Here is a 24,038-nt window from a genome sequence, read left to right on the forward strand (position 1 = left end):
TTCAAAGATTTATGTCATCAGAAAGAATCCATTTAGATACTATAGAATCGGCTATTGAAGCGATCAAAAACGGGGAAATTATCATTGTTGTAGATGATGAAGATAGAGAAAATGAAGGTGATTTCATTTGTGCAGCTGAAAAGGTAACCCCTGAAATTATTAATTTTATGTCCAAACACGGAAGAGGATTGATTTGTGCGTCACTTCCGGAAGATAGATGTAATGAGCTTGGATTAGAATTGATGGTAGGCAAAAATACTGCGCAATTCGAAACTCCTTTTACAGTTTCAGTTGATTTGATTGGACAGGGAACAACTACTGGGATTTCAGCTAGCGATCGTTCTAAAACAATCCAGGCCTTAGTAAATCCAGATACAAAACCAGAAGTACTAGGTAAACCAGGCCATATTTTTCCGCTCAAAGCACGACAAGGTGGGGTATTAAGAAGAACTGGTCATACTGAAGCGGCAGTCGATTTTTCTAGATTGGCAGGGCTAATCCCAGGTGGAGTTTTGGTGGAAATAATGAACGAAGATGGGACCATGGCTCGCTTACCCGATTTGAGAGTGGTAGCTGATAAATTTAACTTGAAGTTAGTTGCTATTAAAGATTTAATCGAATATAGGTTAGATAATGAGTCATTGGTTGAGGAAAAGGTAGACGTTGAAATGCCGACTGATTTTGGTGATTTCAAATTAATAGCCTTTGAACAAACCACTACTAAAGATAACCATTTGGCTTTAGTAAAGGGAGAATGGGAAGAAGATGAGCCTGTTTTGGTCCGCGTACACTCTTCTTGTTTAACAGGTGATATTTTTGGCTCTTGTAGGTGTGATTGTGGCCCACAGCTACATCAGGCGATGGAGATGATTGAGAAGGAAGGAAAAGGAGTTATTGTGTATATGAATCAAGAGGGAAGAGGAATTGGTTTGATGAATAAATTAAAAGCCTATAAACTACAAGAACAGGGCATGGATACAGTAGAGGCTAATGTGGCTTTAGGTTTTAAGATGGATGAAAGAGATTACGGGGTCGGTGCCCAGATATTACGGAAATTAGGTGTTAGAAAAATCAGATTAGTTTCAAATAATCCAACAAAAAGAGCTGGCTTGCTTGGTTATGGCTTGGAAATTGTGGAGAATGTTGCTTTAGAGATTCCACCAAATAAACACAATGAAAACTATTTACGAACCAAGCGAGACAAAATGGGACATAGCATTCTTAAAAACAGTTAATGTGAAGGTTGTTGTTTTTTGTACTATATCATTATTCCTCTTTTCCTCGACATCCTTAAGTCAAAATTTACCGCAAGAAATGTGGCATCCAGGCTTTATTGTTTTGGATTCTGAGGATACGTTACAAGGAAAAATACAATATGATTTTGAATCAAATTTAGTACAATATACTACAAGTAAGACCGTCAAAACTTTTACATCTCAGAAAATTCTTTTCTTTAAAATTCATTGCCAGTTCTTTAAACGTGTGCGATTGATTTATTCCATTCCTTATGAATTGAAGGGTAGGGTAAAGACGCCTGTTTTCTTTGAGATTTTAGAAGAGGGAAAAATCACCTTGATGGCCAGAGAGTATGTAACCATAGAGAATAATAATAGGTTTGGTAATCCAATGTATAGGACGAGAGGAGGGTTTGGAAGAAGAGAAATATTAACCTATGATTATTTTTTGTTAACAGATGATGGTGAAATTCATAAATTCTCTGAAAAGAAAAAGGACCTGATGCCATTTTTTGGAAAACTGGAGCCGCAGATGAAAGACTATATAAAGGACAAACGATTGAAGGTAGATAGGCAAGGTGACTTGGTTATTATTATGAATTATTATAACGAATTAGTTTCATCGAGATAATCGATAATTTATTATGGAGAAACCATTGATTTTAGTAAGTAATGATGACGGAGTAACGAGTAAAGGTATTCGTCATTTAGTGGAGTGCATGAAGGAGTTGGGGGAAGTTGTTGTTGTAGCTCCTAACAGCCCGCAGTCAGGTATGGGACATGCGATTACAATTGGAAACACTTTAAGATTAGATAGAACTGATATTTTTGGGGATGATATTTTAGCCTATGAGTCTTCCGGTACTCCAGCCGATTGTGTAAAACTAGCGAAACATCATGTTTTGAAAGATCGAACACCAGATTTAATTGTTAGTGGAATTAATCATGGCAGTAACACATCAATTAGTGTACTCTATTCTGGAACTATGTCGGCAGCTATTGAAGGGGCCATTGAAGGCTGTCCTTCAATCGGTTTTTCCTTGTGTGATTATGCACAGGATGCGGAATTTGAGCACGCTCTTGAATATGTTAAAGCGATTGCGAAACAAGTTCTAGCGACCGGCTTGCCTAAATACACCACTTTAAATGTGAATTTTCCACCCAAGCGAAATCAGAAAATTCAGGGAATAAAAATTTGTCGTCAAGCAAGAGCGAAATGGGAAGAGGAGTTCGACCAGAGGTTCGATCCTAATGGCAGAAGGTATTTTTGGATGGCAGGGAATTTTGTGAACTTTGACAAAGGAGAAGATAATGACGAATGGGCTATTGCTAATAATTTTGTTTCTGTAGTCCCTTGTCAATTTGATTTGACTGCACATCATACCATTAGTATGTTAAATGATGAATGGGATATTGAAATTGATTAGAAAGGGTTGATTGTGATGTTTATAATGAAGCGTTAGGTTAGTCATCAGCTAACTAGCTGTCAAATTTGAGATTATATTTACTGTTAATTTAGATTCTACATTGTCATGGCGAAAAGCAAAAAATTGGGATATGAAGAATCCCTCCAAAAACTAGAGGATATTTTGAAGAAAGTGGAGAATGAAGAAATTCCAATTGACCAGTTGACTGAATTAGTCAAGGAATCAATGAATTTGTTAAAGAATTGTAAATCTATGCTTAAAGGAGCTGAAAAGGAAGTTGACATTGCCTTTAGCGATTTAGAAGAGTAGCGCTTTATCCTAGAGATTGACTAGATTGCAATATTTCATTAGATATTCTTTTGCCTTTGACTTGTTGTATTTCGCCATTTCTTCGTAATCCTTACAGGCATTCTGAGTTTGTTGAATACTTGAGTAGCATTCTCCTCTTTTTAAATAAATGTTTTCGTTCTCTAAGCCAAGGTCAAGTGCTTTGGAAAAGTCATGTATTGCACCGTCATAGTTGTTCATGTACTGATAGATCATTCCTCTGTTAAAGTAGGCGTTTTTAAGTAGTTTTTTATTTCGTATTAAATTATTGAAGTCTGATAAAGCGAATAAAGTATTGGCTTGAATGGCATAAAGGACACCTCTATTGTATCTAGCTTTATAATGATCCGGGTTCATCTCCAATAACTCAGTAAATGCTTTTTGTGCCTTGCCGTAAATCGAGTCTTTCATTAAGCTGAGCCCACCGTAATAAAGTGCATCTTCATTTTTCTCATCGTAGTAAAGTGCATTTTTAAAATCTATCACTGCACTTTTGTAATTTTCACTTTTGAAATATGACCTTCCTCTTCCTAAGTAGGCAATGGTTAAATCTCTTTGGTAGTAAATGCTTTTATCATATTTCTCAATCGCTTTTTCATATAGTCCCATCTCCTCATAACATCTCCCAGCATTATAAAGCATCATTTCATTTCGTGGATCAAGTTCCAGCACTTCTTCAAAATGTGTTATGGCAAGCTCATAATTACCTTCTTCAAATAATTGGCTACCTAATTCTTTGTGATCAGTGCAAGCTGTGAAAATGAATATGACTATACTTATGATGAATAAATTTTTCATTGTAATTTTATCGCTTAGATCACTAAACTAATAAAATAGTATTTAATTAAAAAATTGTACATTTAATTTATATTATTTGATACATTTAGATTAATACCGTCCACACATAGCAGTATGTTGAAATTTTTAAAAGCGCAATCATTAAAGGCTTACAACACTTTTGGATTTAATATTAAAGCAGATTTATTTATTAAAATAAATACAACTGAAGAATTTCAAGAACTGCTAAAGTGTAAGGAGTGGCGAGATAATAAGCATCTTATTTTGGGGGGTGGGAGTAACGTCCTGATAGTCGAAGATTTTCATGGTTTGGTAATTCTGAATTGTATTACTGGTATTGAAATTCTAGAAGAAGAGGATCAATCAGTTGTTGTGAAATGTGGTGGAGGCGAGAATTGGCATGAATTTGTACTTTATACACTGAAGAAGAACTGGGGAGGATTAGAAAATTTGTCATTAATACCGGGCACAGTGGGAGCAGCACCCATGCAGAATATTGGTGCTTATGGAGTTGAAATAAAGGATGCATTTCATTCACTGGAGGCAGTTAATCTTCAAACTGCTGAGATAGAAGTTTTTACTGCTGCTGATTGTGATTTTGGATATCGGGAAAGCGTGTTTAAGCATAAGTATAGAGGACAGTATTTTATAAGTTCCGTTAGTTTTAAATTGGATAGATACGGTTTTCACAGATTGCAAATGTCCTATGGAATTATTCAAGATGTTTTGAAAGAGAAAGGTATCAAAAGTCCTTCCATTCAGGATGTAAGTGAATCAGTGATCGAAATAAGACAGTCAAAACTCCCAGATCCTGCTAAGATTGGTAATTCGGGTAGCTTTTTTAAAAATCCTGTTATTAATTCCCAACAGTTTAATAAATTAATTGAAAAATTCCCTGAATTGCCTTCCTATGGATTGGATAATGGTCAAATTAAATTAGCAGCCGGCTGGCTAATTGAAAAAGCAGGATGGAAAGGTTATAGTGAAAATGGGGTAGGAGTGCACCAAAAGCAAGCTTTGGTACTAGTGAATTATGGTAATGGAACAGGAAAAGATATTATGAATTTGGCCAAAAAAATTCAGGACTCAGTTCAAAACAAATTTGGTGTTGAACTGAGTCCTGAGGTGAATTTTGTTTAAGTATTTGAAATTATACTAAAGTGCTATTTATTTCACTAAGATTACTTCACCTTCAAGGATAAACTCTTCTTGAACTTCCACACCAAAAAATGCTGCTAAAGCTGTGATATCTTGTTCGTATTTGATTTTCAGTTGACTATCCGAGGATGATAGAATTTCGTATTCGTAACTTTCTCCACTATCACTATTGAATGTGATGATGCTACCTTCAGCGTTCAAAGACCAAGTTCCTTTATCTTCATCAGCAGTACCTTCATTTGATGTAAAGGTATTATCTTCTCGGAAGACCAACGTCTGACCTTGTCCCTCAAACTGCGGTGCTAAATCATTATCAGTATACGGTTGACCATCTACTAAAAATGTTATTTCCACCTCTGTGGAGGTCCATAATCCAATTAAGTCCGCTGTGTTAGACAAATTTTCGTCATCTTCTTTGTTACATCCTTGAAGGATAAACAATCCAATAAATAATACTACTAGTAATTTGAAATTTTTCATTTTTAATATTTTGTTTAAGAACAAAAGTAAGTATATTCTCTTAAGAAAATAACTTTCACAAAGAATAGGTATGGAATATTTAAAATTTATGATTTTTTAAATCATATGTGTTACATTCTCCAAGTTACCCTGATACTTCGCCACTTCTACTCCGAATTTTTCCAGAAAGTCTAATCCCTCATCTCGATCCAAACCTTTGTATTCAGCATAGGAATTAAGAAAAATCACTTTTGTAATACCCATGCTATAGATAATTCGTGCGCATGCCAAGCAAGGAGAAAGGGTCACGTAAAGTGTTGAGTTCTCCACAGAGGCATTATTTTTAACTGCATACATAATAGCATTTTGTTCAGCGTGAATGGCCAACATGCAGCTTCCTTTAGAATCTAGTCCGCAGCCCTTTCCCGGGAATTCTTCATCACAATTATGTGTGCCGGCTGGAGGGCCATTATATCCAATGGAGATAATTCTAGTTTCTTTGGTTAGGACAGCTCCAACATGCCTTTTGATACAATGAGAACGTTTGGCCAAGTTTACGGCTAACTCCATGAAAATATCGTCAAATTGTGGTTTTTCCATGAAACAAATATAATGGAATATAGTGCGATGATTAATAAAATTGTAAATTGCTTTCAAATAAAAACAGCTAATAGTTATTAATCCTGTCTAACAACCGAAATGAATAGAACGTATTTTTGAAGGTTGTTTAATTAGGTTTTTTAACTTTGACTATTCTCCCCTAGGGATCCCTAGGGGGTATGTGGCAATTTAAAATATTTCTAAACACTTGAAATTATGAAAAAAATCATCTCAACAATCTTTGCTTGCTTTGCAATGCTTGTTTTATTAAGTTTTGATGCGCAGGCTCAAGAAGCTTTAAAACAAAAGCCAAGCCCTTTGGGAATGGTGACTTACTCTTTTGAGGATACTTATGTAAAAGTAACTTATGGAAGACCACATCTTAGAGGAAGAGAGTCTTTTACAGCTACATCAGAACTTGCTCCATTAGGTAAAGTTTGGAGAACTGGGGCTAATGAAGCTACTGAAATCACAGTTACTGACACAATAAACATGGCTGGTGAAGTTGTTCCAGCGGGGACCTACTCTGTATTTACGATTCCAGGAGCTAAAAGCTGGACTATAATTTTAAACAAAGACGTAGGTCAATGGGGGGCATATAAATATGACGAAGAAAAAGATCTATTGAGATTTGAAGTGCCAGTAAGTAAATCCGACCAATTGTTTGAACCTTTTACCATCAGGTTTGATCAAGTTGAGGGTGAGGTAAGTCTTCAGATGATTTGGGCGAATACAATGGTAAGTATTCCGATCGAATTTTAGGACACGCGTATTTTTATCAGTGGTCTGCTTAAATTTAGATGTCTTTTATCCAAGGACTTAAGCAATTATTTCGGATTTTACACAAGAGAAAACTTACTCTTTCTATGAGAAGGAAGCTATGAGGAAAATAATCCTTGTAGCTTTTTTGCTTTAACAGTAATTTGAAAATTCAATTAGTTTCACAAACTTACTATACTATGACTTTCTTCAAAGAATTTAAAGAATTTGCCATAAAAGGAAATGTTTTTGATATGGCAGTTGGTATTATCATTGGCTCTGCATTTACTAAAGTTGTGAATTCCATCGTGGCTGATCTAATTATGCCAGTACTAAGTATCTTCATTGGAAAAATAAATTTTCAGGATTTAGCTTATGTTTTTAAGGAGGCTAAGTTGGACGGAAATGGCAATATATTAAGTGCTGCCATTACCATTAATTACGGAAATCTGATTCAAGTCACCATAGATTTTCTAATTATCGCCTTTTGTATTTATTTGGTTGTAAGGATGTTTAACAAGCTGAGAAAAAAATCAGAGAATGAGCAGGATGGAACTGTTTCCACTCCTCGTAATATTGAACTGTTGGCAGAAATCAGAGATTTGTTGAAGGAAAAGAAATAGGTGTTGTTTTTAGCATTCTTATTTCCATGTATTTACAATTATTGCTAAATTCCAATATCAAAACTATAACACTATGGACAGACGAAAATTTATACAACATGCAGGTATGGCCTCTGCACTTGCATTTATTCCATCTTCAATTCTTTCTTCTTGTAGCCCTAAAATTCAAGGAGTTGCTAGTGAAGCTGGGCTTCAATTATATACTCTGAGAGAAGCACTGGAGAAAGACTTTAAGGGTACTATAGAAAAAGTTTCTAAAATCGGATATAAAAATCTTGAATTTTTTAATTATTCTGATGGTAAGTATTTCGGTAATAGTATTAAGGAAGTTAAGTCAATAATTGATGATCTTGGTTTGAAAGCAAAGAGTAGTCACGTGCTAACGGGTTGGGCTATGCCTGAGAATGTTGGTACTATGACGAATGATTGGGAAAGAACAGTAGCTGATGCTGCAGAACTAGGGCAAAGTCATATTGCTTGTGCATATCTTTTTGATTCTGAGCGTGAAAGCATTGATGATTATAAAAAGTTGTCAGATTTGTTGAATTCCTGTGGGGAAACAGCCAGGGAGTACGGCTTGCAAATGGCCTATCATAATCATGATTTTGAATTTCAGGCACTTGATGGTAATATCCCTTATGATTTATTGTTGTCCCAATGTGATGTGAATTTGGTAAAATTCGAATTGGATTTGTATTGGACAGCACGGGCAGGAGTAGATCCTGTGGAATACTTTAAAAATAACGAGGGTAGATTTCCATTATGGCATGTGAAAGATATGGGAGAAGGAGAGGAGCAATTTTTCTCTGCTGTTGGGGAAGGAGTAATTGATTGGCAAAGAATTTTTAATCATGCATCAAAAGCTGGCTTAAAACAGTTTTTTGTTGAGCAAGACCAAACTAAAAGCGGAAAGCCGTTCATAGAAATCACTAAAAGCTATGAATATTTGAAGGGTATTAAGAGAGATGGGTGATGGGTGTTGGATGATGGATGTATTAGGTTTTCACCCTTCATCCATCATCCTTCATCCAACTACTTACATTTCCTTAATCTTAATATTTCTGAACCACACATCATCACCATGATCTTGAAGGGCAAAATATCCCTTTGGAGCAATATCACCCCAATTTTCATTTCCTATGTCAGCCCATTTGCTGTTGGCTATTAAGCTTTTCATTTCTTCAGATCCGATCGTGTACTGTACAACAGTATCACCATTTTGGATGTGAACTATGTTGTTTCCTTTTGCTATAACCTCGGCCTTATTCCAAGTTCCATGACCTTTGAAATTTTGCGGATCTGCCGCAATAAGATCATATAATGATCCTGCTTGTCTGTTGCCATTCTTGCCTAGCTTCGCATCAGGATGGTGTTTGTTATCTAAAACTTGCATTTCAGGAGCGGTTTTCCAGATGTAATCGTACTCTTCTTTTCCACGATATAATATTCCAGAATTAGCAGCGCTATCCACCATCCATTCTAATTTTAAGTGGAAATCAGCAAATTCTTTGTCATATACTATATCTCCACCGTCCTGTGCTCCAGCTTCACCCCTACCAGAACCTTGGATATGAAGTGAGTTTTTATCTATATTCCATGCAGCAGGGAAAGTTTCTTTTTTATATCCACGCCAACCATCTGTGGTTTTGCCATCAAATAGAAGCTTCCATCCATCTTCTTTTTCCTTTGCAGTCAAAGTGTTAGGACCTGTAATTTTTTCTGCCACTTCTTCTACAACTTCTTCAATAGCTGTGCTGTCACTTTCTTCTTCACTGCTTGATTTTTTGCTGCTGTCGCATGCGTAAATCGCAAACATCGCCAAACAGCCTATAAAAATTGATTTCTTCATTGTTCTATGATTTTGAGTTTTATGATTAAAATTGTTTATGTTTTGTTACTATGTTAAAACCAGTTGGTTCAAGATACTACATACCTCTTGCAGATGTTTTCTCCTGCAAGCCTTTGCAACGCTATTTTAAGCCGTGAACTGCCAAAGTTTCGGTGAAAACACCGAAACAGTGGGGGCTGAGGTCATGACCTAACAGCTTAATTCAATTATTAATTCTCTAATTACTAATTATCAATCAATAATTCCACCCTTTTCTATAAGGCCTCTTGATATAGTCTTCCGCTGCTTTTTTAGCATTTATGGTTTGATATTTTGTATCAAATCTAGGATTACCATCAACAACAGTGAAACTATCAGTGCTTACGACCCTGATTTCTTCGTCATCTCCAATATTGGTGATTCTCATATTTTCAGCATCCCAGTCAAGCTTTCTTCTTAAATCCTGAAGTCTAACAGCTAAATTTCCAGATACAACCACCTCATTCAATGGGCCAGCATAAGCAAAATTAGAGCTACATTCTACTCTGGATTTTTTATTCTCCTTAGAAGCTCTAACAAAGTCCATTTCGTGTCCACCTTCCATTGCTTTTGGAATTCTCCTTAATTCATTGGTTACAGGTGGTGGATTATCTTCTCTGCCGATAATAAATGGTTCCATGGCGTAAGTACCGCAAATTAATGTTCCTTTAGTACCATAGAAAATGGCTCCACCCCAGCCCATTTGATCACCAGGATACCATCCGTCTTTCAAGCCCTCAGGCCTGTCAGGTTTTAATCCTCCATCGTACCAGGTAAATTCTACTCCCGGCATATTGATTTTCCCTTTTTTTGGTCGCTCACCAAAGTAGTAAGTCACTTTTTCTGCCATTGGGGCGCTTTCTGTATTAACTTGTGAAGATGTAGCCTCAAATGCATAAGGGTATCCTAATTCTAATGCCTTATAAACAGGATCCATAATATGACAAGCCATGTCTCCTAATGCACCCGTTCCGAAATCCCACCAAGCTCTCCAATTCCAAGGAGTATATGCTTCATGATAAGGTCTTTCAGCAGCTGGGCCTAAGAAAAGATCCCAATCTAATGTGCTTGGCACCTCCATTTTCTCTTTTGGTCTTTCTAATCCTTGAGGCCAGATTGGTCTGTCCGTCCAGGCATCTACTTTTGTTACCTCACCAATTTCACCATTCCATATCCATTCACAAACTTTCCTCATGTCATCAGATGAATTTCCCTGGTTACCCATTTGAGTGGCCACACCGGTTTTATCTGCTAATTCGCGTAGCTTTCTTGATTCGTACACTGAATGTGTAAGGGGTTTTTGAAGGTAGATATGTTTTCCGGCATTCATTGAATCTTTTGCAGAAACGTAATGCGTATGGTCAGGTGTACTGATCATCACTGCATCAATATCCTTGTCCATTTCTTCTAACATCTTGCGGTAATCTTTGTACTTCTTAGCCTTAGGATAGTCTTTGAAAGTTTTATCAGCATACTTCCAGTCCACATCAGCTAAAGCCACAATGTTTTGGGAATTCATATTTCTTAAATTAGTACGTCCCATGCCGCCCACACCGATACCTGCGATATTCAATTTGTCACTAGGTGCTGTGTGTCCTAAGCCTGCGATCACATTGCTTGGCACTATAGTGATGCCAGCAGCCGCCAGACCCATATTACGCAAGAATTTTCGCCTGTTTAAATGATTGTCTTTATTCATGTCGTCCATATGAAATAGTGTTTTTAAGAGTTTAAGTGGAATGAAATTAGGAAATCTCTTGAATAAAACATAAGAATTTTTGGTTAAAGGTGAGGTCTTTAAACTTAAATAGAGGTTAACTACCTGAAATACAGGAGTTAATTTGGTAAAAAAGATAGTGTAATTTTTACACTTAGCTTCGTTTTAGGATAAGCGGTAATTATCTTTTAATGTAACCTATATCTTTTAAAAGTTGATTGTTTATATGATGTACAAATGCAAAAGCTACTTGATTTTTGGGTTATTTTTTTCAATTTTGATATTTTCATGCAAGGAGGATGAAATAGTTGAAACGGATCAAGATGATGAATTAGAGAATGAAACGGATATTGACCCCTTTGAGTCTGTTCGAGAGGTTGCTGGAGCAGTTGATTGTATTCCAACAGAAGTTATATTCAAAGAGATCAGTCTGGAAAATGATACTTCAGTGTACACAGATAGTCTAGTTTTCAATGATCTAAATTTATTGACAGAATATTACCATACTTCTAGACAAACAATTTATTATTATTCATATGATAGTATGGGCAGAATAAGAAAAATTGAAACTGTCGGCTACTCGGAAGGTGAAAGGGAAACAGATTTAGAAATTGAATATAGTGAGGGCAAGATCAGTTCGGGAATACTATATAATCGGGAGATGGATAATGAGTTACTACAGATATTAAATTCAGGGTCAGGAAGCTATAATTTAGTCGAAAACTTCACTTTGGAATTTGAGGACGAGTTACTTAAGAAGATCGTTACTTTAGCATATACTGACTACTTTACTTACTTAGATGGTAGGCCGAACAATCAGAATTCCGAATTTATTTTGGCTGCGTTTTCTGATAGGGATATTTATTATACTATGCTAATGGATTCTCGATTAGCTAATCTATCTGAAAGGGTTTTAAAAGATGGTACCCCTTATCTGGAAGTTTATCATGAATATTCTATTAATGAAGCTGGTTATATTACTGAATATATACAACAGTGGTATAGTTTAGAAGAGGAAGAATCACTTAAGACATTGATCATTGATTTAGCTTATTCTTGTGAATAACGAAACAAAAAAGCCTTTCTACATCGCTGCAGAAAGGCTTTTTTGATTTTAATGTCTAGTCCTGAAATAGCGTTACTTCAAACTACTATCTTCTTCTTCCACCACCAGAACCAGCTTTCACTCTAGCTCTTCCACCTGGTTTTCTATCGCCACTTCTTTTCTTGAATCCACTTCCGCCTCCACTATTTCTTTTACCTTCAGGTCTGCTTGATTTTCTTGGTCCACCACCTGTTTTCGGTTCTGCCACCACTTTTCGTCCATCAAAATCACTTTTGTTCAAAGCCTCTAAAATAGTTTGCTCATGCTGGCTTTCTACTTCCATGAAAGTAAAACTTCTTTGAACATCAATTTTACCAAATTCAATTCCGTTTGGAACGCTCTGTAAACCGTTGATCCAGCCCAATAAAGTACCAGCATTCAAATTATCCTTTTCACCTATGTTCAAGAATAATTTATTGAAATTACCGTCTTTTCGTCTGCTATCTCCTCTGCTGCCGCCTCGTTCGCCTCTATCAGAATCTCTTCCTGCTTTGGCCTTTTGATTTAAGTCTGCAGAATTCTTGTAGTAATCTAAAAACTTATTGAATTCTAAAGAAACGAATTTCTTGATTAAGTCTTCGCGGCTTAGATCTTCAAATTCCGCACTAATACTTTCGATAAAAGGCTCCATTTGTTTTTCGTCTACCTCAGAAGCTTTTACTTTTTCAATAAAAGCCATCAACTGCTTTTCAATTACTGCATTACCAGCAGGAACTTCAGATTTGGTGAAAGTTTTACCTAAAATCTTTTCTAATTGCTTGATTTTATTGATGTCTCTTGGGCCAATAATGGCCATTGAAATACCCGCTTTTCCAGCTCTGCCTGTACGACCACTTCGGTGCGTATAAGTTTCCAAATCATCAGGGATATTATAATTGATGACGTGCGTGATTTCATTTACATCCAAACCTCTGGCAGCTACATCAGTGGCAACCAACATTTGTAAATTCTTTTTCCTGTAACGCCCCATTACTGCATCTCTTTGCGCTTGTGATAAATCACCATGCAAACAGTCAGCATTATAGCCATCCGCCATTAATTGGTCAGAAATTTCTTGTGTTTCTCTTTTGGTTCTACAGAAAATAATTCCGTAAATATTAGGGTTAATATCCGCAATTCTCTTTAAAGCTAAATACTTGTCCCTTCCATTTACGACAAAGTAAAAGTGTTCTACTTTATCAGCACCTTGATTTCTTTTTCCTGATGAAATTTCTTCAGGACTGTTCATGTAGTTGTTGGAAATCCTTAAAACCTCTTTCGACATAGTCGCAGAGAATAATAGGGTTTGTCTTTGGTCAGGCGTATGAGATAAAATGAAATCTAAATCATCTTTAAAACCCATATTCAACATTTCATCGGCTTCATCTAAAACTACCCATTCAATGTCTTCTAATTTTAATTTCTTTCTTTTGATCAAATCCACAACTCGTCCAGGTGTACCCACTACGATCTGTGCACCTTTGTTTAAGGCTTTTATTTGAGTTTCAATGCTTGAACCACCATAAACCGGTAATACATCTAGTTTTTTGGTGTATTTGGTATATGCGTTAAAGTCATTAGCAATTTGAATGGCCAACTCACGAGTTGGACATAATACCAATGATTGTGTCTTTTTAGAATCACCATCAATTTGATTGATGACAGGTAATCCAAAGGCAGCAGTTTTCCCAGAACCTGTTTGAGCTAAGGCAATAAGATCTTGCTTAGTATTTAATAAATGTGGAATAGTTTTCTGCTGAATGGCAGTTGGTTCCACAAAGCCTATTTCTAAAATAGCTTTAAGGATTTCAGGCTTAAGGCCTAATTCTTCGAATGTTAACATGCGTTGTTGTAAAAAATTTAATACAATATCAGGGATATGTTGTGACATGACTGCTTAGCAGCCTATTGCATTAAAGCGACTCTCGATTATTCCCTGGCTTAACCCAAGCCATTTTCGAACCTTTCGAGTAGCCTAGGATTGTAATTGTGATGCAAAGGTAGAAATAAATTTTTGATAAACCACTACTTTATTAAAAATAACCAAATATTATTTTGTGTCAAGATAATATTTGCGAGTCTGAATTTGATATTTTTATTTTTTTATGGGTTGTCCACTTATGGTAGCATGCCAATTTACTACCTGCCATTTTCCATTTCGCTTGAGAAAAGTACCACTGTTTAAGTAATACTGAACGCTAGTCTCACTATCTGCTTTCATTTTGAAAGCTACAATGGCCATATTTTCATATCGCTGAACAATGATGTCCTCGGCTGTATAACGCGTTGTAGAGTTTTCAGTTTGGGTTTGTTCATTCGGTTTGAAACCATCCATAATTTGTTTTTTACCAAATCTAGTTCCATTGGAACTAGTATAGATCAGATCTTCCGCCCAAAAATTAGCATGAATAAGTGAATCATTTTTTGAAGCCCCATCCATAAAGGTGTGTAGCATTTGTTCTAACTGCTTATCACCTTCTGCTTTTTGTGCGTTAATGTTTAATGGAAAATAGAAAGTCAATCCAAGAATTAGAATTAAGGTAGTTTTCATTAAAATAAGTTCAAATGATGTTAGAGATCTTCATACAAGTATAATCAATTGAAGCTTTTATTTTTAGCAAATGGGTATTAAGTTTTTTTGCATTGACTAATTATAGCCTCAATGAGTTACGACATGGATTACTTTATTTTGGACATTTTCAGATTTAATTCAGAGGAATGAATTGCATCGCTATTATGATGACTATTATTTCAGTGTGTAAAAGTGGTGCTGCTGTAAATGAACTAATCATATGCATTTGCTCAATAAATTACTCTTGTTGTCAACTATGCCTTTTATATTTATCTAACCAATCCTGTAAAATTGAAATGATCCTATCTGAAAGCCTTTCAAATTGGTTATATTGTAGATTGATCTAATTAAACAACAAAAAATCACAACATGAGAAAATTATTTTACTTACTGATTTTAGGACTTTGGGCTTGCAGTGAAAAGCAAGAAACGAAGATAGCTACTTGGGTTCCTTATGATGAAACTGCCATTATAGCTAAAAATGCTGATCATGAGTCTCAGCAGATGCGATACAAATTGATTCAGTCAAAAGTGAGTGACCGAAATGACTTATGGAAGCAAATAGAACCTCAAATTAGTGATTTTGGCGATGAGGATTATAAGCGTTTAACGCCTGTGATATTAGAGCAGGATATGTTGAGCATTCAAAATGCAGTATCAGAAGGGAAACTTAGCTATAAAGAGCTGGCACAATGGTATCTGTATCGAATAGTACTTTTTGAAAATGACAGTTTGAGAACCTTAAACAATATTATTTCAATTAATCCTAAGGTAGTTGAGGAAGCAATTTCCAAAGATGAAAAGAGATCTGATGAGGATCATCCAATCTTTGGAATGCCTATTTTATTAAAAGATAATATCAATTTTGAAGGAATTCCTACTACTGCTGGAGCAGTTGCTTTACGGAATAATTATACCGATGATGCACATATAGTCAGCCGTTTAGAAAATAGCGGAGCCATTATTTTAGGTAAATCAAGTTTAAGTGAATGGGCAAACTTTCTATGTGACGGTTGTCCTAATGGGTACAATGCAATCGGTGGTCAAACTTTGAATCCTTATGGAAGAGGGGAGTTTGATACAGGCGGTTCCAGTTCAGGTAGTGGATCTTCTATAGCAGCAAACTATGCTGCTGGAGCCATTGGGACAGAAACTTCCGGTTCTATTTTATCTCCGTCAAGTTCAAACTCCATTGTAGGACTAAAGCCAACAGTTGGTTTGTTGAGCAGAGGAGGAATAGTGCCAATTTCCAGCACTTTAGATACTCCTGGCCCGATGACTAGAAATGTAATGGATAATGCAATTTTGCTTTCAGCACTAGTAGGTGAGGATGCTGAAGACCAGGTGACAGTAGGTAATTCTCCTAATAAGGATTATTGGAAATCATTTGGTAAGAGTGATTTGAAAGGTATGAGACTTGGAGTGATGAAAGATTTTTTGCAGGATTCTTTATATAAATCTAATATAAAACAACTCGAAGAATTAGGTGCAGAATTGGTTGAAGTTGAAGCACCAGAAGTGAATTTATCAGGCTTTTTGACTTTACTGAATTTAGATATGAAAGCAGATTTGCTTCACTATTTTGAAAAATATTCAGGCCCTAGCATAGAATACCAGTCAGTTAAGGATATTATTGATTTTAACTTAGAAGATACAGCAACCAGAATTCCTTATGGGCAAGCCAGATTTGAAGGAATTGTAAATGATTCTACTTCAGTGCAGGAATTTGATAGCTTGAAAATACGCTTAATGAGTGAAGGAAGAAAGTATTTTGAGACAATGATCAATGAAAACAATTTAGATGCTATTTTATCTATCAATAACTGGAGTGCAGGTTACGCTGCTGTAGCTCATCATCCAGCCTTGACAGTTCCCATGGGTTATGAGAAAAGTGGCCAGCCAAAAGGGATTACTTTTATTGCTGAGCCATTTTCAGAGGAAAAGTTATTGAAATTAGCCTATACTTTTGAAAAGAAAACTAAAGCACGGGAGATTCCAGCTGATTATCGGTAATGTTAGATAAGATCATCATTCCTGCCTTCGCAGGGATGACGGAAGGAGCTAGGATCGAAGTTAAATTGATATTGTACTTTGATTTTACGACTTCTCCACACAAAAAAAGGTTGCTGGATTACCAGCAACCTTTTTCATTTATCTTGATTCTAGATTCTAGAATCAAGCGTCTCTTAACAATACTCTTCAAATACTTGCACCAAATGATTTCCAATCATTTCAGCAGTTCGTCCTTCAATATGGTGTCTTTCTACGAAATGAACCAATTCACCGTCTTTAAATAAAGCGATAGAAGGAGAAGATGGTGGATAAGGAGCCGTTAACTCTCTAGCTTTAGCCACTGCTTCTTGGTCAACACCAGCGAAAACAGTAGTCAAATTATTAGGCTTTTTAGGACTTTGTTGTACAGCCCATTTAACACCCGGTCTAGCCGCTCCAGCAGCACAACCGCATACTGAATTGATAACCATTAAAGAAGTTCCTTTATGGTCTTTTAGGTGCTCAGCCACCTGATCAGCTGTTTTCAATTCTTCAAAACCAACTTCAGTTAAATCTGCACGCATTGGTGCTACTAATTCTTCAGGATACATATATTTAGATTTTAGATTTTAGATTAAAGATGTAAGACTGATAATGTCTAGGCATTTTTTAATCATTTATTTTAACAACTATTTATTCTTCTTTTATTTTTCTTCAAGACTCCAGGTTCTTTCTTTAAAATCACTAATATTCAAAGTCTTAATTCTAGATTCTTGATTCCAATTCCTCCATTGTGGGTTAGGGGGCTACATAAACCCCAATTCCAGCTTAGCGGCTTCACTCATCATTTCCTGTGAATAAGGTGGGTCAAAAGTTAGTTCCACTTTCACATCGCTTACTCCTTCAATTGATCTCACCTTCATCTCTACCTCGCTAGGAATTTCTTCAGCGGCAGGGCAGGAGGGAGAAGTTAAGGTCATCAAGATATATACATTATTTACTGGATATACATTCACTTCATAAATCAATCCTAATTCGTATATGTCTACAGGAATCTCAGGATCATAAACTGATTTTATAGCCTCTAGTACTTTATCTCTTAAATTGGGTACTTCTGATTTCTTTTCAAATTGTGTTTCTTCTGCCATAATGCATCAATTTAAGCTTCGTTTTCTAATTTAGTTTTATAGGCCAAGGCAAACATTTTAATTTGCTTTATCATAGCTAAGAATCCATTTGATCGCTGCGTGCCGATGAAGCGATTCATGCCGATTTTATGAACAAAATATAAATCAGCATTTAAAATATCTTCTATTTTCCCTTGGTTTAAAACAGAAACCAACAGACTTACCAATCCTTTTGTAATGGCGGTGTTACTGTCAGCTTGAAACTGTAGTTTACCATCATTTTCATCGGCAGTTAACCATACCTTAGATTGGCAACCTTTCACTATATTATTTTCTGTTTTTAATGATTCCGGCATTTCAGGTAGCTTTTCACCCAGCTCCATCAAATAGCCGATCATCATCTCCATATCTCCGTCTAGCATGGAGAATTTCTCTATAATCTCGTCTTGTCTTGTGTTGATTGTATTATCAGCCATTGACTAATTTTTAGCTAAATTTTGCAACTATATCTTTCAATGAGTCTGCAAAAAAATCTATTTCTTCTATCGTATTGTAAACAGAGAATGAAGCCCTAATTGTTCCTTCTATGCCGAAATGATCCATTAAAGGCTGCGTACAATGATGCCCAGTTCTCACAGCAATGCCCTTTGCATCTAGCATCATACCTGCATCGTAAGGATGCACATTGGCGATCGTGAATGAAACTACACTTACTTTATTATCTGCTGTCCCGTAGAAATTTATTCCTGGTACTTCTGATAGTCGATCATGAGCATGTTGCGTTAAAGCTTGCTCATGCGCCATGATGTTATCTTTTCCAATATTGTCAATATATTCTGCTGCATATTTTAATGCAACTACATCGGCAATGTTGGGTGTTCCTGCTTCAAATTTATAGGGGATATCGTTATAAGTGGTTTTCTCAAAACTCACATTATTAATCATCTCGCCACCACCTTGGTAGGGAGTCATTTTTTCCAAAAGGGCTCTCTTGCCATATAAAATACCACATCCGGTCGGTCCGTACATTTTATGACCTGAAGTAGCATAGAAATCACAATCTAAATCTTGCACATCAACCACGCAATGAGAAGAAGCCTGAGCCCCATCCACAACCATCACAGCATTTTTAGCATGTGCTAATGCTGCTATTTCCTTCACTGGATTTACTGTCCCTAGCGAATTGGAAGCATAAACTACTGATACAATTTTAGTTTTATCAGTAATTAATTTCTCCACCTCATCAAGTGAAATTTCTCCTTTACTGTTTACAGGAACGACCTTTAATACAGCACCCCTTTCTTCAGCTATCATTTGCCAAGGCACAATATTAGAATGGTGCTCCATAGCAGTGATCAAAATCTCATCACCTGCTTGAAGAAATTTTCTTCCGTAAGCATTAGCAATTAAATTAATACCATCAGTGGTCCCTTTGGTAAAAATTACTTCTTCTACCTCTGCAGCATTGATGAATTTTTGAAAAACCGTTCTCGTGTCTTCAAAGGCCGTAGTAGCTTTTTCAGCTAATGAATGCAATCCTCTATGAATATTGGCATTATAGCCACTATAATACTCCGAAATCGCATTGATTACAGAGTTTGGCTTTTGAGTAGTGGCAGCATTATCAAAATATATCAAAGGTTTTCCGTTTACCTTTTGCTCAAGGATAGGAAAATCTTTTCTTATTTTTTGAATATCCAAATTTGGCGCTACTGCTGTGCTCATATTAACTATATTTATTCATCTACTATTATCCTTTAAGGAATAATACTACCAAGTTGTTCAGTTAAGTTTTGAAGCCTCATCCCACTACAATCCTAAAAAAATAACCTTGGTTATTTTCTATTGTGTTCTCTTGTTTCTTTTGTGGTTTAAAAAAATATTTGTTAGTAAATATGCTCGTTAGCAAATTCTTATCACAAAAGAGACAAAAGAAAACAAAAGATTTTTCGCTTTAGCGAAAAATGTGTCAAGCAAATTTCCTTGACTTAAAATGTTATAATCCAATCTTTTAAAACATCCCTATAATCCTCACGGGGATACGATAGGTTTGTTCTCGCTATTGAAAGTTATAGTCGTTCGTTAATTTTATTTTCAATTAGTGTTCTGAAAGCTTCGATTTTAATATTGCTCAGAACATCAGAAGCAAAAGCATTCAATAACATTGATTTTGCTGTTTGCTTATCAATTCCTCGAGCTCTCAAGTAAAATAATTGGTCTAAATCTAACTGGCCTACTGTGGCACCATGTGAACATTGCACATCATCCGCCCAAATCTCTAATTGTGGCTTTGTATCTACCTCAGCGTCATCAGAAAGCACTACATTTCGGTTTGACTGAAATGCATTGGTTTTCTGAGCATCTTGTCTTACAAAGATTTTACCGTTGAAAACACCTCTTGAGTGACCATCCAAAATGCCTTTGTACATTTCGTTACTGTCACAATTAGCTACTTTATGGTCGACTACTGTGTGATTATCAACATGTGTTTTACCATCTAACAAATACAATCCGAACATATTTGTTTCTGAATGCTCTTTATGGATGGCAATACTTAAGTTATTACGAAGCATTGCACCGTTCAAACTTAAAGTTACTCCATTGAAAACAGATTTTCCTAATTGATGCACCATCGTAGCACCAATCTGAATAGCCTGATCTGATTCGTTCTGGTATTTGTAATAGTTGAAATTACAGTCGTCTTCTACAACAATTTCAGTCACCACGTTAGTAAAACTAGTGTTCTCACCCAAAGTGATATAAGACTCAATCAATGAGGCTTCACTGTTCTTCTCTGCAATTACCAGATTTCTTGGCTGACTGATAACATCGGCATTTTTCGCATCATTAAAGTAATAGCATGCAATTGGTGTTTCCACCACAGCATTGGCATCAATTTTAACAAAAATTCCGCCATTTGTGAATGCAGTATTTAATTCAGAAAAATTATCTGCACCTTCTATTTCATGTGTATTGAAATGCTTTTCAAAATCTTCAGCATAGTCATCAGCAGCTGTCTTGATAGCTTGAATATGGACACCTTTCGGAAGGGTCTCTAGATCAGATAATTTATTATCTAATACACCATTAACAAATACCAAACGTATTGCATCCAAGTCAGGTATAAAGTACTTTGAAGCTTCGTCTATACTTAAGGAAAAGCTATCATCTGACAGATTTTCAACATTAAAAAGCTTGCCAAATATCTTAGCTACATTACTGTACTTATATTCTTCATGTTTTGCATGAGGAAATCCCACTGTTTTGAAATTATCAATTGCAGTTTTCCTTTTCGCGTGCAATGGTTTTTTACTTTCTCCATTTAAGGAGTTTTCAAAAGACTCAAATTGCTCTACGAAAAATTTATCTATATCTTCTTTAATCAATTTACTCATATGTATTGCTGATTAAAATTATGCAACTCCTGCTTCTTCCTTGATCCAATCGTAACCTTTTGCTTCAAGGTCATGCGCTAACTCTTTTCCACCTGTTTTAACAATTTTTCCATTGAATAAAACATGTACGAAATCAGGAACGATATAATCCAATAGTCTCTGATAGTGTGTTACTACTATAGTTGCATTATCATCATTTTTCAATTTATTGACACCATTTGCTACTATTCTTAAGGCATCAATATCCAAACCTGAATCTGTTTCATCCAAGACAGAAAGAGTTGGCTCTAACATGGCCATTTGAAATATTTCATTTCTTTTCTTTTCACCACCAGAAAAACCTTCATTTAATGATCTACTCAATAACGACTGGTCGATTTCTACCAATTTCATTTTTTCCTTCATCTGACCTAGGAAAGAAACAGCATCTAATGGTTCCAAACCTTTGTGCTCACGAATTTTATTTAAAGCCGTTTTCATGAAGTTGGTAGTAGTTACTCCTGGTATTTCAATAGGGTACTGAAAGGCCAAGAAAACACCTTCTTTTGCTCTCTCGTCTGCTTCCAATTCTAGTAAATCTTTTCCGTTGAATGTGATTTCACCAGAATCTACTGTATAGTCTTCTCTTCCTGCTAATACGGAAGCTAAGGTACTTTTTCCAGAGCCGTTTGGCCCCATAATAGCATGGACTTCACCTGGCTTAACTTCCAGATTGATTCCCTTTAATATTTCTTTGCCTTCAATCGAGGCATGTAAATCTTTAATTGATAACATTGTGATATATGCTTATTTCAAAAATTTATTCTTCTTTTCTTTTTTTGTTGCACTCGTTAAAAATGCTTGAATTAACCAACAGAACCTTCCAATGTCAAGGCGAGTAATTTCTGTGCCTCAACTGCGAACTCCATTGGCAGATTATTTAATACTTCTTTACAATAACCATTAACGATTAATGCAACGGCACTTTCTTCATCAATTCCTCTTTGCTGGCAGTAGAATATCTGATCCTCGCCAATTTTAGAGGTGGTCGCCTCGTGTTCTACCTGAGCAGAACTGTTTTTTATTTCTATGTATGGGAATGTATGAGCTCCACATTTGTCCCCCATTAATAAGGAGTCACATTGTGAGAAGTTTCTAGAGTTTTCTGCTCTTTTGTGGATTTCTACAAGTCCTCTATAAGAGTTCTGACTCTTTCCACCAGAAACACCTTTCGAGACAATTCTACTTTTTGTGTTTTTCCCGATATGGATCATTTTCGTACCAGTATCAGCCTGTTGCATATTATTTGTTACTGCAACAGAATAAAATTCCCCTTGAGAATAATCTCCTTTTAAGATACAGCTAGGATATTTCCATGTAACTGCTGATCCTGTTTCGACCTGCGTCCATGCAATTTTCGCATAGTCACCTGCGCAAATTCCTCGTTTCGTCACGAAATTATAAATTCCACCTTTTCCGTTTTTATCACCAGGATACCAGTTTTGAACTGTAGAATATTTTACCTCAGCATTTTTAGCGGCATAAATCTCTACAACGGCTGCGTGCAATTGGTTTTCATCACGCATAGGTGCAGTACAACCTTCCAGATAACTAACGTATGAATCATCTTCTGCTACAATCAAGGTTCTTTCAAACTGCCCTGTATTGGCGGCATTGATTCTAAAATAAGTGGAAAGCTCAACAGGGCATCTTACTCCTTTCGGGATATAGCAGAATGAACCATCCGAAAATACAGCTGAGTTTAAAGCTGCGTAAAAGTTATCATTAGAAGGAACGACTGAACCAATGTATTTTTTAACCAATTCAGGATGCTCTTTTACTGCTTCGCTAAATGAGCAAAATATGATCCCTAATTCTCCTAATTGCTTTTTAAATGTTGTTCCAACAGAAACGGAATCCATTACAGCATCAACCGCAACTCCAGTCAATCTTTTTTGCTCGGTAAGAGAAATCCCCAATCTTTCAAAGGTTTTTCTCATTTCAGGATCTACTTCATCCAAGCTTTTTGGTTTATCCTTAGGCTTAGGAGCAGAATAGTATATGATATCTTCAAATTCTGGTTTTGGATAATGAACATTGGCCCATTTAGGCTCTGTCATTTTTCTCCAATTCCTATAAGCTTTCAGCCTCCATTCTAGAAGCCATTCTGGCTCTTCTTTTTTAGCTGATATAAAACGGACTATATCTTCATTCAGGCCTGGAGGTGCAGAGTCCGCTTCAAAATCTACTGTCCAACCATGCTCATATTCTTTTGAGGCAAATTCTTCCAGTATTTGATCGTCTTTACTCATATATGACTTATTTAGACTAATTTCAATTTAAGTACAAAGCTAACACAAATTGTGCGTTTTAGTTATCAAAAATCTATATTTTTTAGTGATCGAATTATTGATAAAAGCTATACAAGGGGTGTACGGCAATGGCAGTTTGAGGTTCGGGAATAGACAAAGCATAATTGTATGTCCTTGAAGTCGCACCAGTCGGTCTACAGGTGTTGTAATTGCTTCGTTTGAATCAATTTACGCACCCAGTATCCTATTTTTGGCTCACCTTTGTAGATGATGGCTACTTTATTACGTTTGGAAATTTTTGCCACTATCAAGCAATTATAGGAAGAGCGAATATTTTTATCGCTTATAAGGACCTGGTGCTTTTAAGTATAAGCCTGCTTCTTATAATGTTAACTGTAGGGTGAAACAGGTCTTTTATCAGATGACGAAAAGGACTAATTTAGGACTTTACAAAGTTACGTCAAGCTAGTCGCTAAATTTTTTAAACTCTAACAGCATTTTGACGAATTCTAACCTTCTGAATTACAGTATATTTTGTAAAATTAAATTCAAGTGTAGGAATGTTGTTTTAAATAGGTCTATGTAAGAATAATATTTTTTATTAATT

At 35.9% G+C, this 24,038-nt stretch carries 24 protein-coding genes; 10 read left to right on the forward strand and 14 right to left on the reverse strand.

Going from position 1 to position 24,038, the window contains the following annotated elements; genetic code table 11:
* Nucleotides 1-11: 11 nt before the first annotated feature.
* From Q3Y49_RS12555 to xseB, 4 genes are all read left to right on the forward strand, one after another.
* On the forward strand, nt 12-1,235 hold the full coding sequence (locus Q3Y49_RS12555; protein ID WP_303268604.1) for a bifunctional 3,4-dihydroxy-2-butanone-4-phosphate synthase/GTP cyclohydrolase II: 1,224 nt from the start codon (nt 12-14) through the stop codon (nt 1,233-1,235).
* The gene (locus tag Q3Y49_RS12560) at nt 1,174-1,866 is read left to right on the forward strand and encodes a hypothetical protein (RefSeq protein WP_303268605.1); all 693 of its coding nucleotides are present in this window, start codon (nt 1,174-1,176) and stop codon (nt 1,864-1,866) included. Before Q3Y49_RS12555 ends, Q3Y49_RS12560 begins: the two co-directional genes overlap by 62 nt.
* Before the next feature lie 13 nt (nt 1,867-1,879).
* On the forward strand, nt 1,880-2,662 hold the full coding sequence (surE, locus tag Q3Y49_RS12565) for a 5'/3'-nucleotidase SurE (RefSeq protein ID WP_303268606.1): 783 nt from the start codon (nt 1,880-1,882) through the stop codon (nt 2,660-2,662).
* A gap of 105 nt (nt 2,663-2,767) precedes the next feature.
* Nucleotides 2,768-2,971, forward strand: coding sequence for an exodeoxyribonuclease VII small subunit (gene xseB, locus Q3Y49_RS12570; protein WP_303268607.1), 204 nt, complete (start codon nt 2,768-2,770; stop codon nt 2,969-2,971).
* A 9-nt stretch (nt 2,972-2,980) separates the two neighbouring features.
* On the opposite strand, the gene Q3Y49_RS12575 is transcribed toward xseB, so the two are convergent.
* Nucleotides 2,981-3,787 (reverse strand): tetratricopeptide repeat protein, encoded by an 807-nt coding sequence (locus Q3Y49_RS12575; protein ID WP_303268608.1) that lies wholly within the window; start codon nt 3,785-3,787, stop codon nt 2,981-2,983.
* 114 nt (nt 3,788-3,901) lie between these two features.
* On the opposite strand from Q3Y49_RS12575, the gene murB reads away from it, so the two are divergent.
* Nucleotides 3,902-4,927, forward strand: coding sequence for a UDP-N-acetylmuramate dehydrogenase (gene murB / locus Q3Y49_RS12580; RefSeq protein WP_303268609.1), 1,026 nt, complete (start codon nt 3,902-3,904; stop codon nt 4,925-4,927).
* Nucleotides 4,928-4,954: 27 nt separating this feature from the next.
* Here the strand turns inward: murB and Q3Y49_RS12585 are convergent, their stop codons facing one another.
* Nucleotides 4,955-5,425: a lipocalin family protein gene (locus Q3Y49_RS12585; protein ID WP_303268610.1), complete on the reverse strand. Its 471-nt coding sequence runs from the start codon at nt 5,423-5,425 to the stop codon at nt 4,955-4,957.
* Between the two features lie 96 nt (nt 5,426-5,521).
* Nucleotides 5,522-6,004, reverse strand: coding sequence for a deoxycytidylate deaminase (locus Q3Y49_RS12590; RefSeq protein ID WP_303268611.1), 483 nt, complete (start codon nt 6,002-6,004; stop codon nt 5,522-5,524).
* A 216-nt stretch (nt 6,005-6,220) separates the two neighbouring features.
* Between Q3Y49_RS12590 and Q3Y49_RS12595 the strand changes: the two genes are divergently transcribed.
* From Q3Y49_RS12595 to Q3Y49_RS12605, 3 genes are all read left to right on the forward strand, one after another.
* Nucleotides 6,221-6,766 carry a DUF2911 domain-containing protein gene (locus Q3Y49_RS12595; RefSeq protein ID WP_303268613.1) on the forward strand — a complete coding sequence of 182 codons (546 nt, stop codon included), beginning with the start codon at nt 6,221-6,223 and terminating at the stop codon, nt 6,764-6,766.
* A 197-nt stretch (nt 6,767-6,963) separates the two neighbouring features.
* Entirely contained in the window at nt 6,964-7,386 is a 423-nt protein-coding gene (gene mscL / locus Q3Y49_RS12600) for a large-conductance mechanosensitive channel protein MscL (protein WP_303268615.1), read from the forward strand.
* A 73-nt stretch (nt 7,387-7,459) separates the two neighbouring features.
* Nucleotides 7,460-8,359 (forward strand): sugar phosphate isomerase/epimerase family protein, encoded by a 900-nt coding sequence (locus tag Q3Y49_RS12605; RefSeq protein ID WP_303268617.1) that lies wholly within the window; start codon nt 7,460-7,462, stop codon nt 8,357-8,359.
* A gap of 63 nt (nt 8,360-8,422) precedes the next feature.
* On the opposite strand, the gene Q3Y49_RS12610 is transcribed toward Q3Y49_RS12605, so the two are convergent.
* A complete protein-coding gene (locus Q3Y49_RS12610; RefSeq protein WP_303268619.1) occupies nt 8,423-9,235 on the reverse strand; it encodes a 3-keto-disaccharide hydrolase in 813 nt (270 codons plus the stop codon).
* A gap of 235 nt (nt 9,236-9,470) precedes the next feature.
* The gene (locus Q3Y49_RS12615; RefSeq protein WP_303268621.1) at nt 9,471-10,961 is read right to left on the reverse strand and encodes a glycoside 3-dehydrogenase; all 1,491 of its coding nucleotides are present in this window, start codon (nt 10,959-10,961) and stop codon (nt 9,471-9,473) included.
* 286 nt (nt 10,962-11,247) lie between these two features.
* Between Q3Y49_RS12615 and Q3Y49_RS12620 the strand changes: the two genes are divergently transcribed.
* The gene (locus tag Q3Y49_RS12620; protein ID WP_303268623.1) at nt 11,248-12,036 is read left to right on the forward strand and encodes a hypothetical protein; all 789 of its coding nucleotides are present in this window, start codon (nt 11,248-11,250) and stop codon (nt 12,034-12,036) included.
* Nucleotides 12,037-12,121: 85 nt separating this feature from the next.
* Here Q3Y49_RS12620 and Q3Y49_RS12625 read toward each other — a convergent pair whose 3' ends face one another.
* Together Q3Y49_RS12625 and Q3Y49_RS12630 are read right to left on the reverse strand one after the other, a co-directional pair.
* Complete coding sequence (locus Q3Y49_RS12625) at nt 12,122-13,945, reverse strand: DEAD/DEAH box helicase (protein ID WP_303268625.1); 1,824 nt, start codon at nt 13,943-13,945, stop codon at nt 12,122-12,124.
* A gap of 204 nt (nt 13,946-14,149) precedes the next feature.
* The gene (locus tag Q3Y49_RS12630) at nt 14,150-14,605 is read right to left on the reverse strand and encodes a nuclear transport factor 2 family protein (RefSeq protein ID WP_303268626.1); all 456 of its coding nucleotides are present in this window, start codon (nt 14,603-14,605) and stop codon (nt 14,150-14,152) included.
* A gap of 390 nt (nt 14,606-14,995) precedes the next feature.
* Between Q3Y49_RS12630 and Q3Y49_RS12635 the strand changes: the two genes are divergently transcribed.
* Nucleotides 14,996-16,639 (forward strand): amidase family protein, encoded by a 1,644-nt coding sequence (locus Q3Y49_RS12635; protein ID WP_303268627.1) that lies wholly within the window; start codon nt 14,996-14,998, stop codon nt 16,637-16,639.
* 173 nt (nt 16,640-16,812) lie between these two features.
* Here Q3Y49_RS12635 and Q3Y49_RS12640 read toward each other — a convergent pair whose 3' ends face one another.
* From Q3Y49_RS12640 to sufB, 7 genes are all read right to left on the reverse strand, one after another.
* Nucleotides 16,813-17,229, reverse strand: a complete 417-nt coding sequence (locus Q3Y49_RS12640) for a BrxA/BrxB family bacilliredoxin (RefSeq protein WP_303268629.1) — start codon at nt 17,227-17,229, stop codon at nt 16,813-16,815.
* 195 nt (nt 17,230-17,424) lie between these two features.
* Entirely contained in the window at nt 17,425-17,766 is a 342-nt protein-coding gene (locus Q3Y49_RS12645; protein ID WP_303268631.1) for an SUF system Fe-S cluster assembly protein, read from the reverse strand.
* Nucleotides 17,767-17,777: 11 nt separating this feature from the next.
* Nucleotides 17,778-18,221, reverse strand: a complete 444-nt coding sequence (locus Q3Y49_RS12650; protein WP_303268633.1) for a SufE family protein — start codon at nt 18,219-18,221, stop codon at nt 17,778-17,780.
* Between the two features lie 10 nt (nt 18,222-18,231).
* Nucleotides 18,232-19,470 (reverse strand): aminotransferase class V-fold PLP-dependent enzyme, encoded by a 1,239-nt coding sequence (locus Q3Y49_RS12655; protein ID WP_303268634.1) that lies wholly within the window; start codon nt 19,468-19,470, stop codon nt 18,232-18,234.
* A gap of 344 nt (nt 19,471-19,814) precedes the next feature.
* Entirely contained in the window at nt 19,815-21,140 is a 1,326-nt protein-coding gene (sufD, locus tag Q3Y49_RS12660) for a Fe-S cluster assembly protein SufD (RefSeq protein WP_303268636.1), read from the reverse strand.
* 18 nt (nt 21,141-21,158) lie between these two features.
* The gene (gene sufC / locus Q3Y49_RS12665) at nt 21,159-21,914 is read right to left on the reverse strand and encodes a Fe-S cluster assembly ATPase SufC (protein WP_303268638.1); all 756 of its coding nucleotides are present in this window, start codon (nt 21,912-21,914) and stop codon (nt 21,159-21,161) included.
* A 71-nt stretch (nt 21,915-21,985) separates the two neighbouring features.
* Nucleotides 21,986-23,431 carry a Fe-S cluster assembly protein SufB gene (gene sufB / locus Q3Y49_RS12670; protein WP_303268640.1) on the reverse strand — a complete coding sequence of 482 codons (1,446 nt, stop codon included), beginning with the start codon at nt 23,429-23,431 and terminating at the stop codon, nt 21,986-21,988.
* Nucleotides 23,432-24,038 lie beyond the last annotated feature (607 nt).

The sequence above is a fragment of the Marivirga harenae genome (genome assembly GCF_030534335.1).
Classification (GTDB): domain Bacteria; phylum Bacteroidota; class Bacteroidia; order Cytophagales; family Cyclobacteriaceae; genus Marivirga; species Marivirga harenae.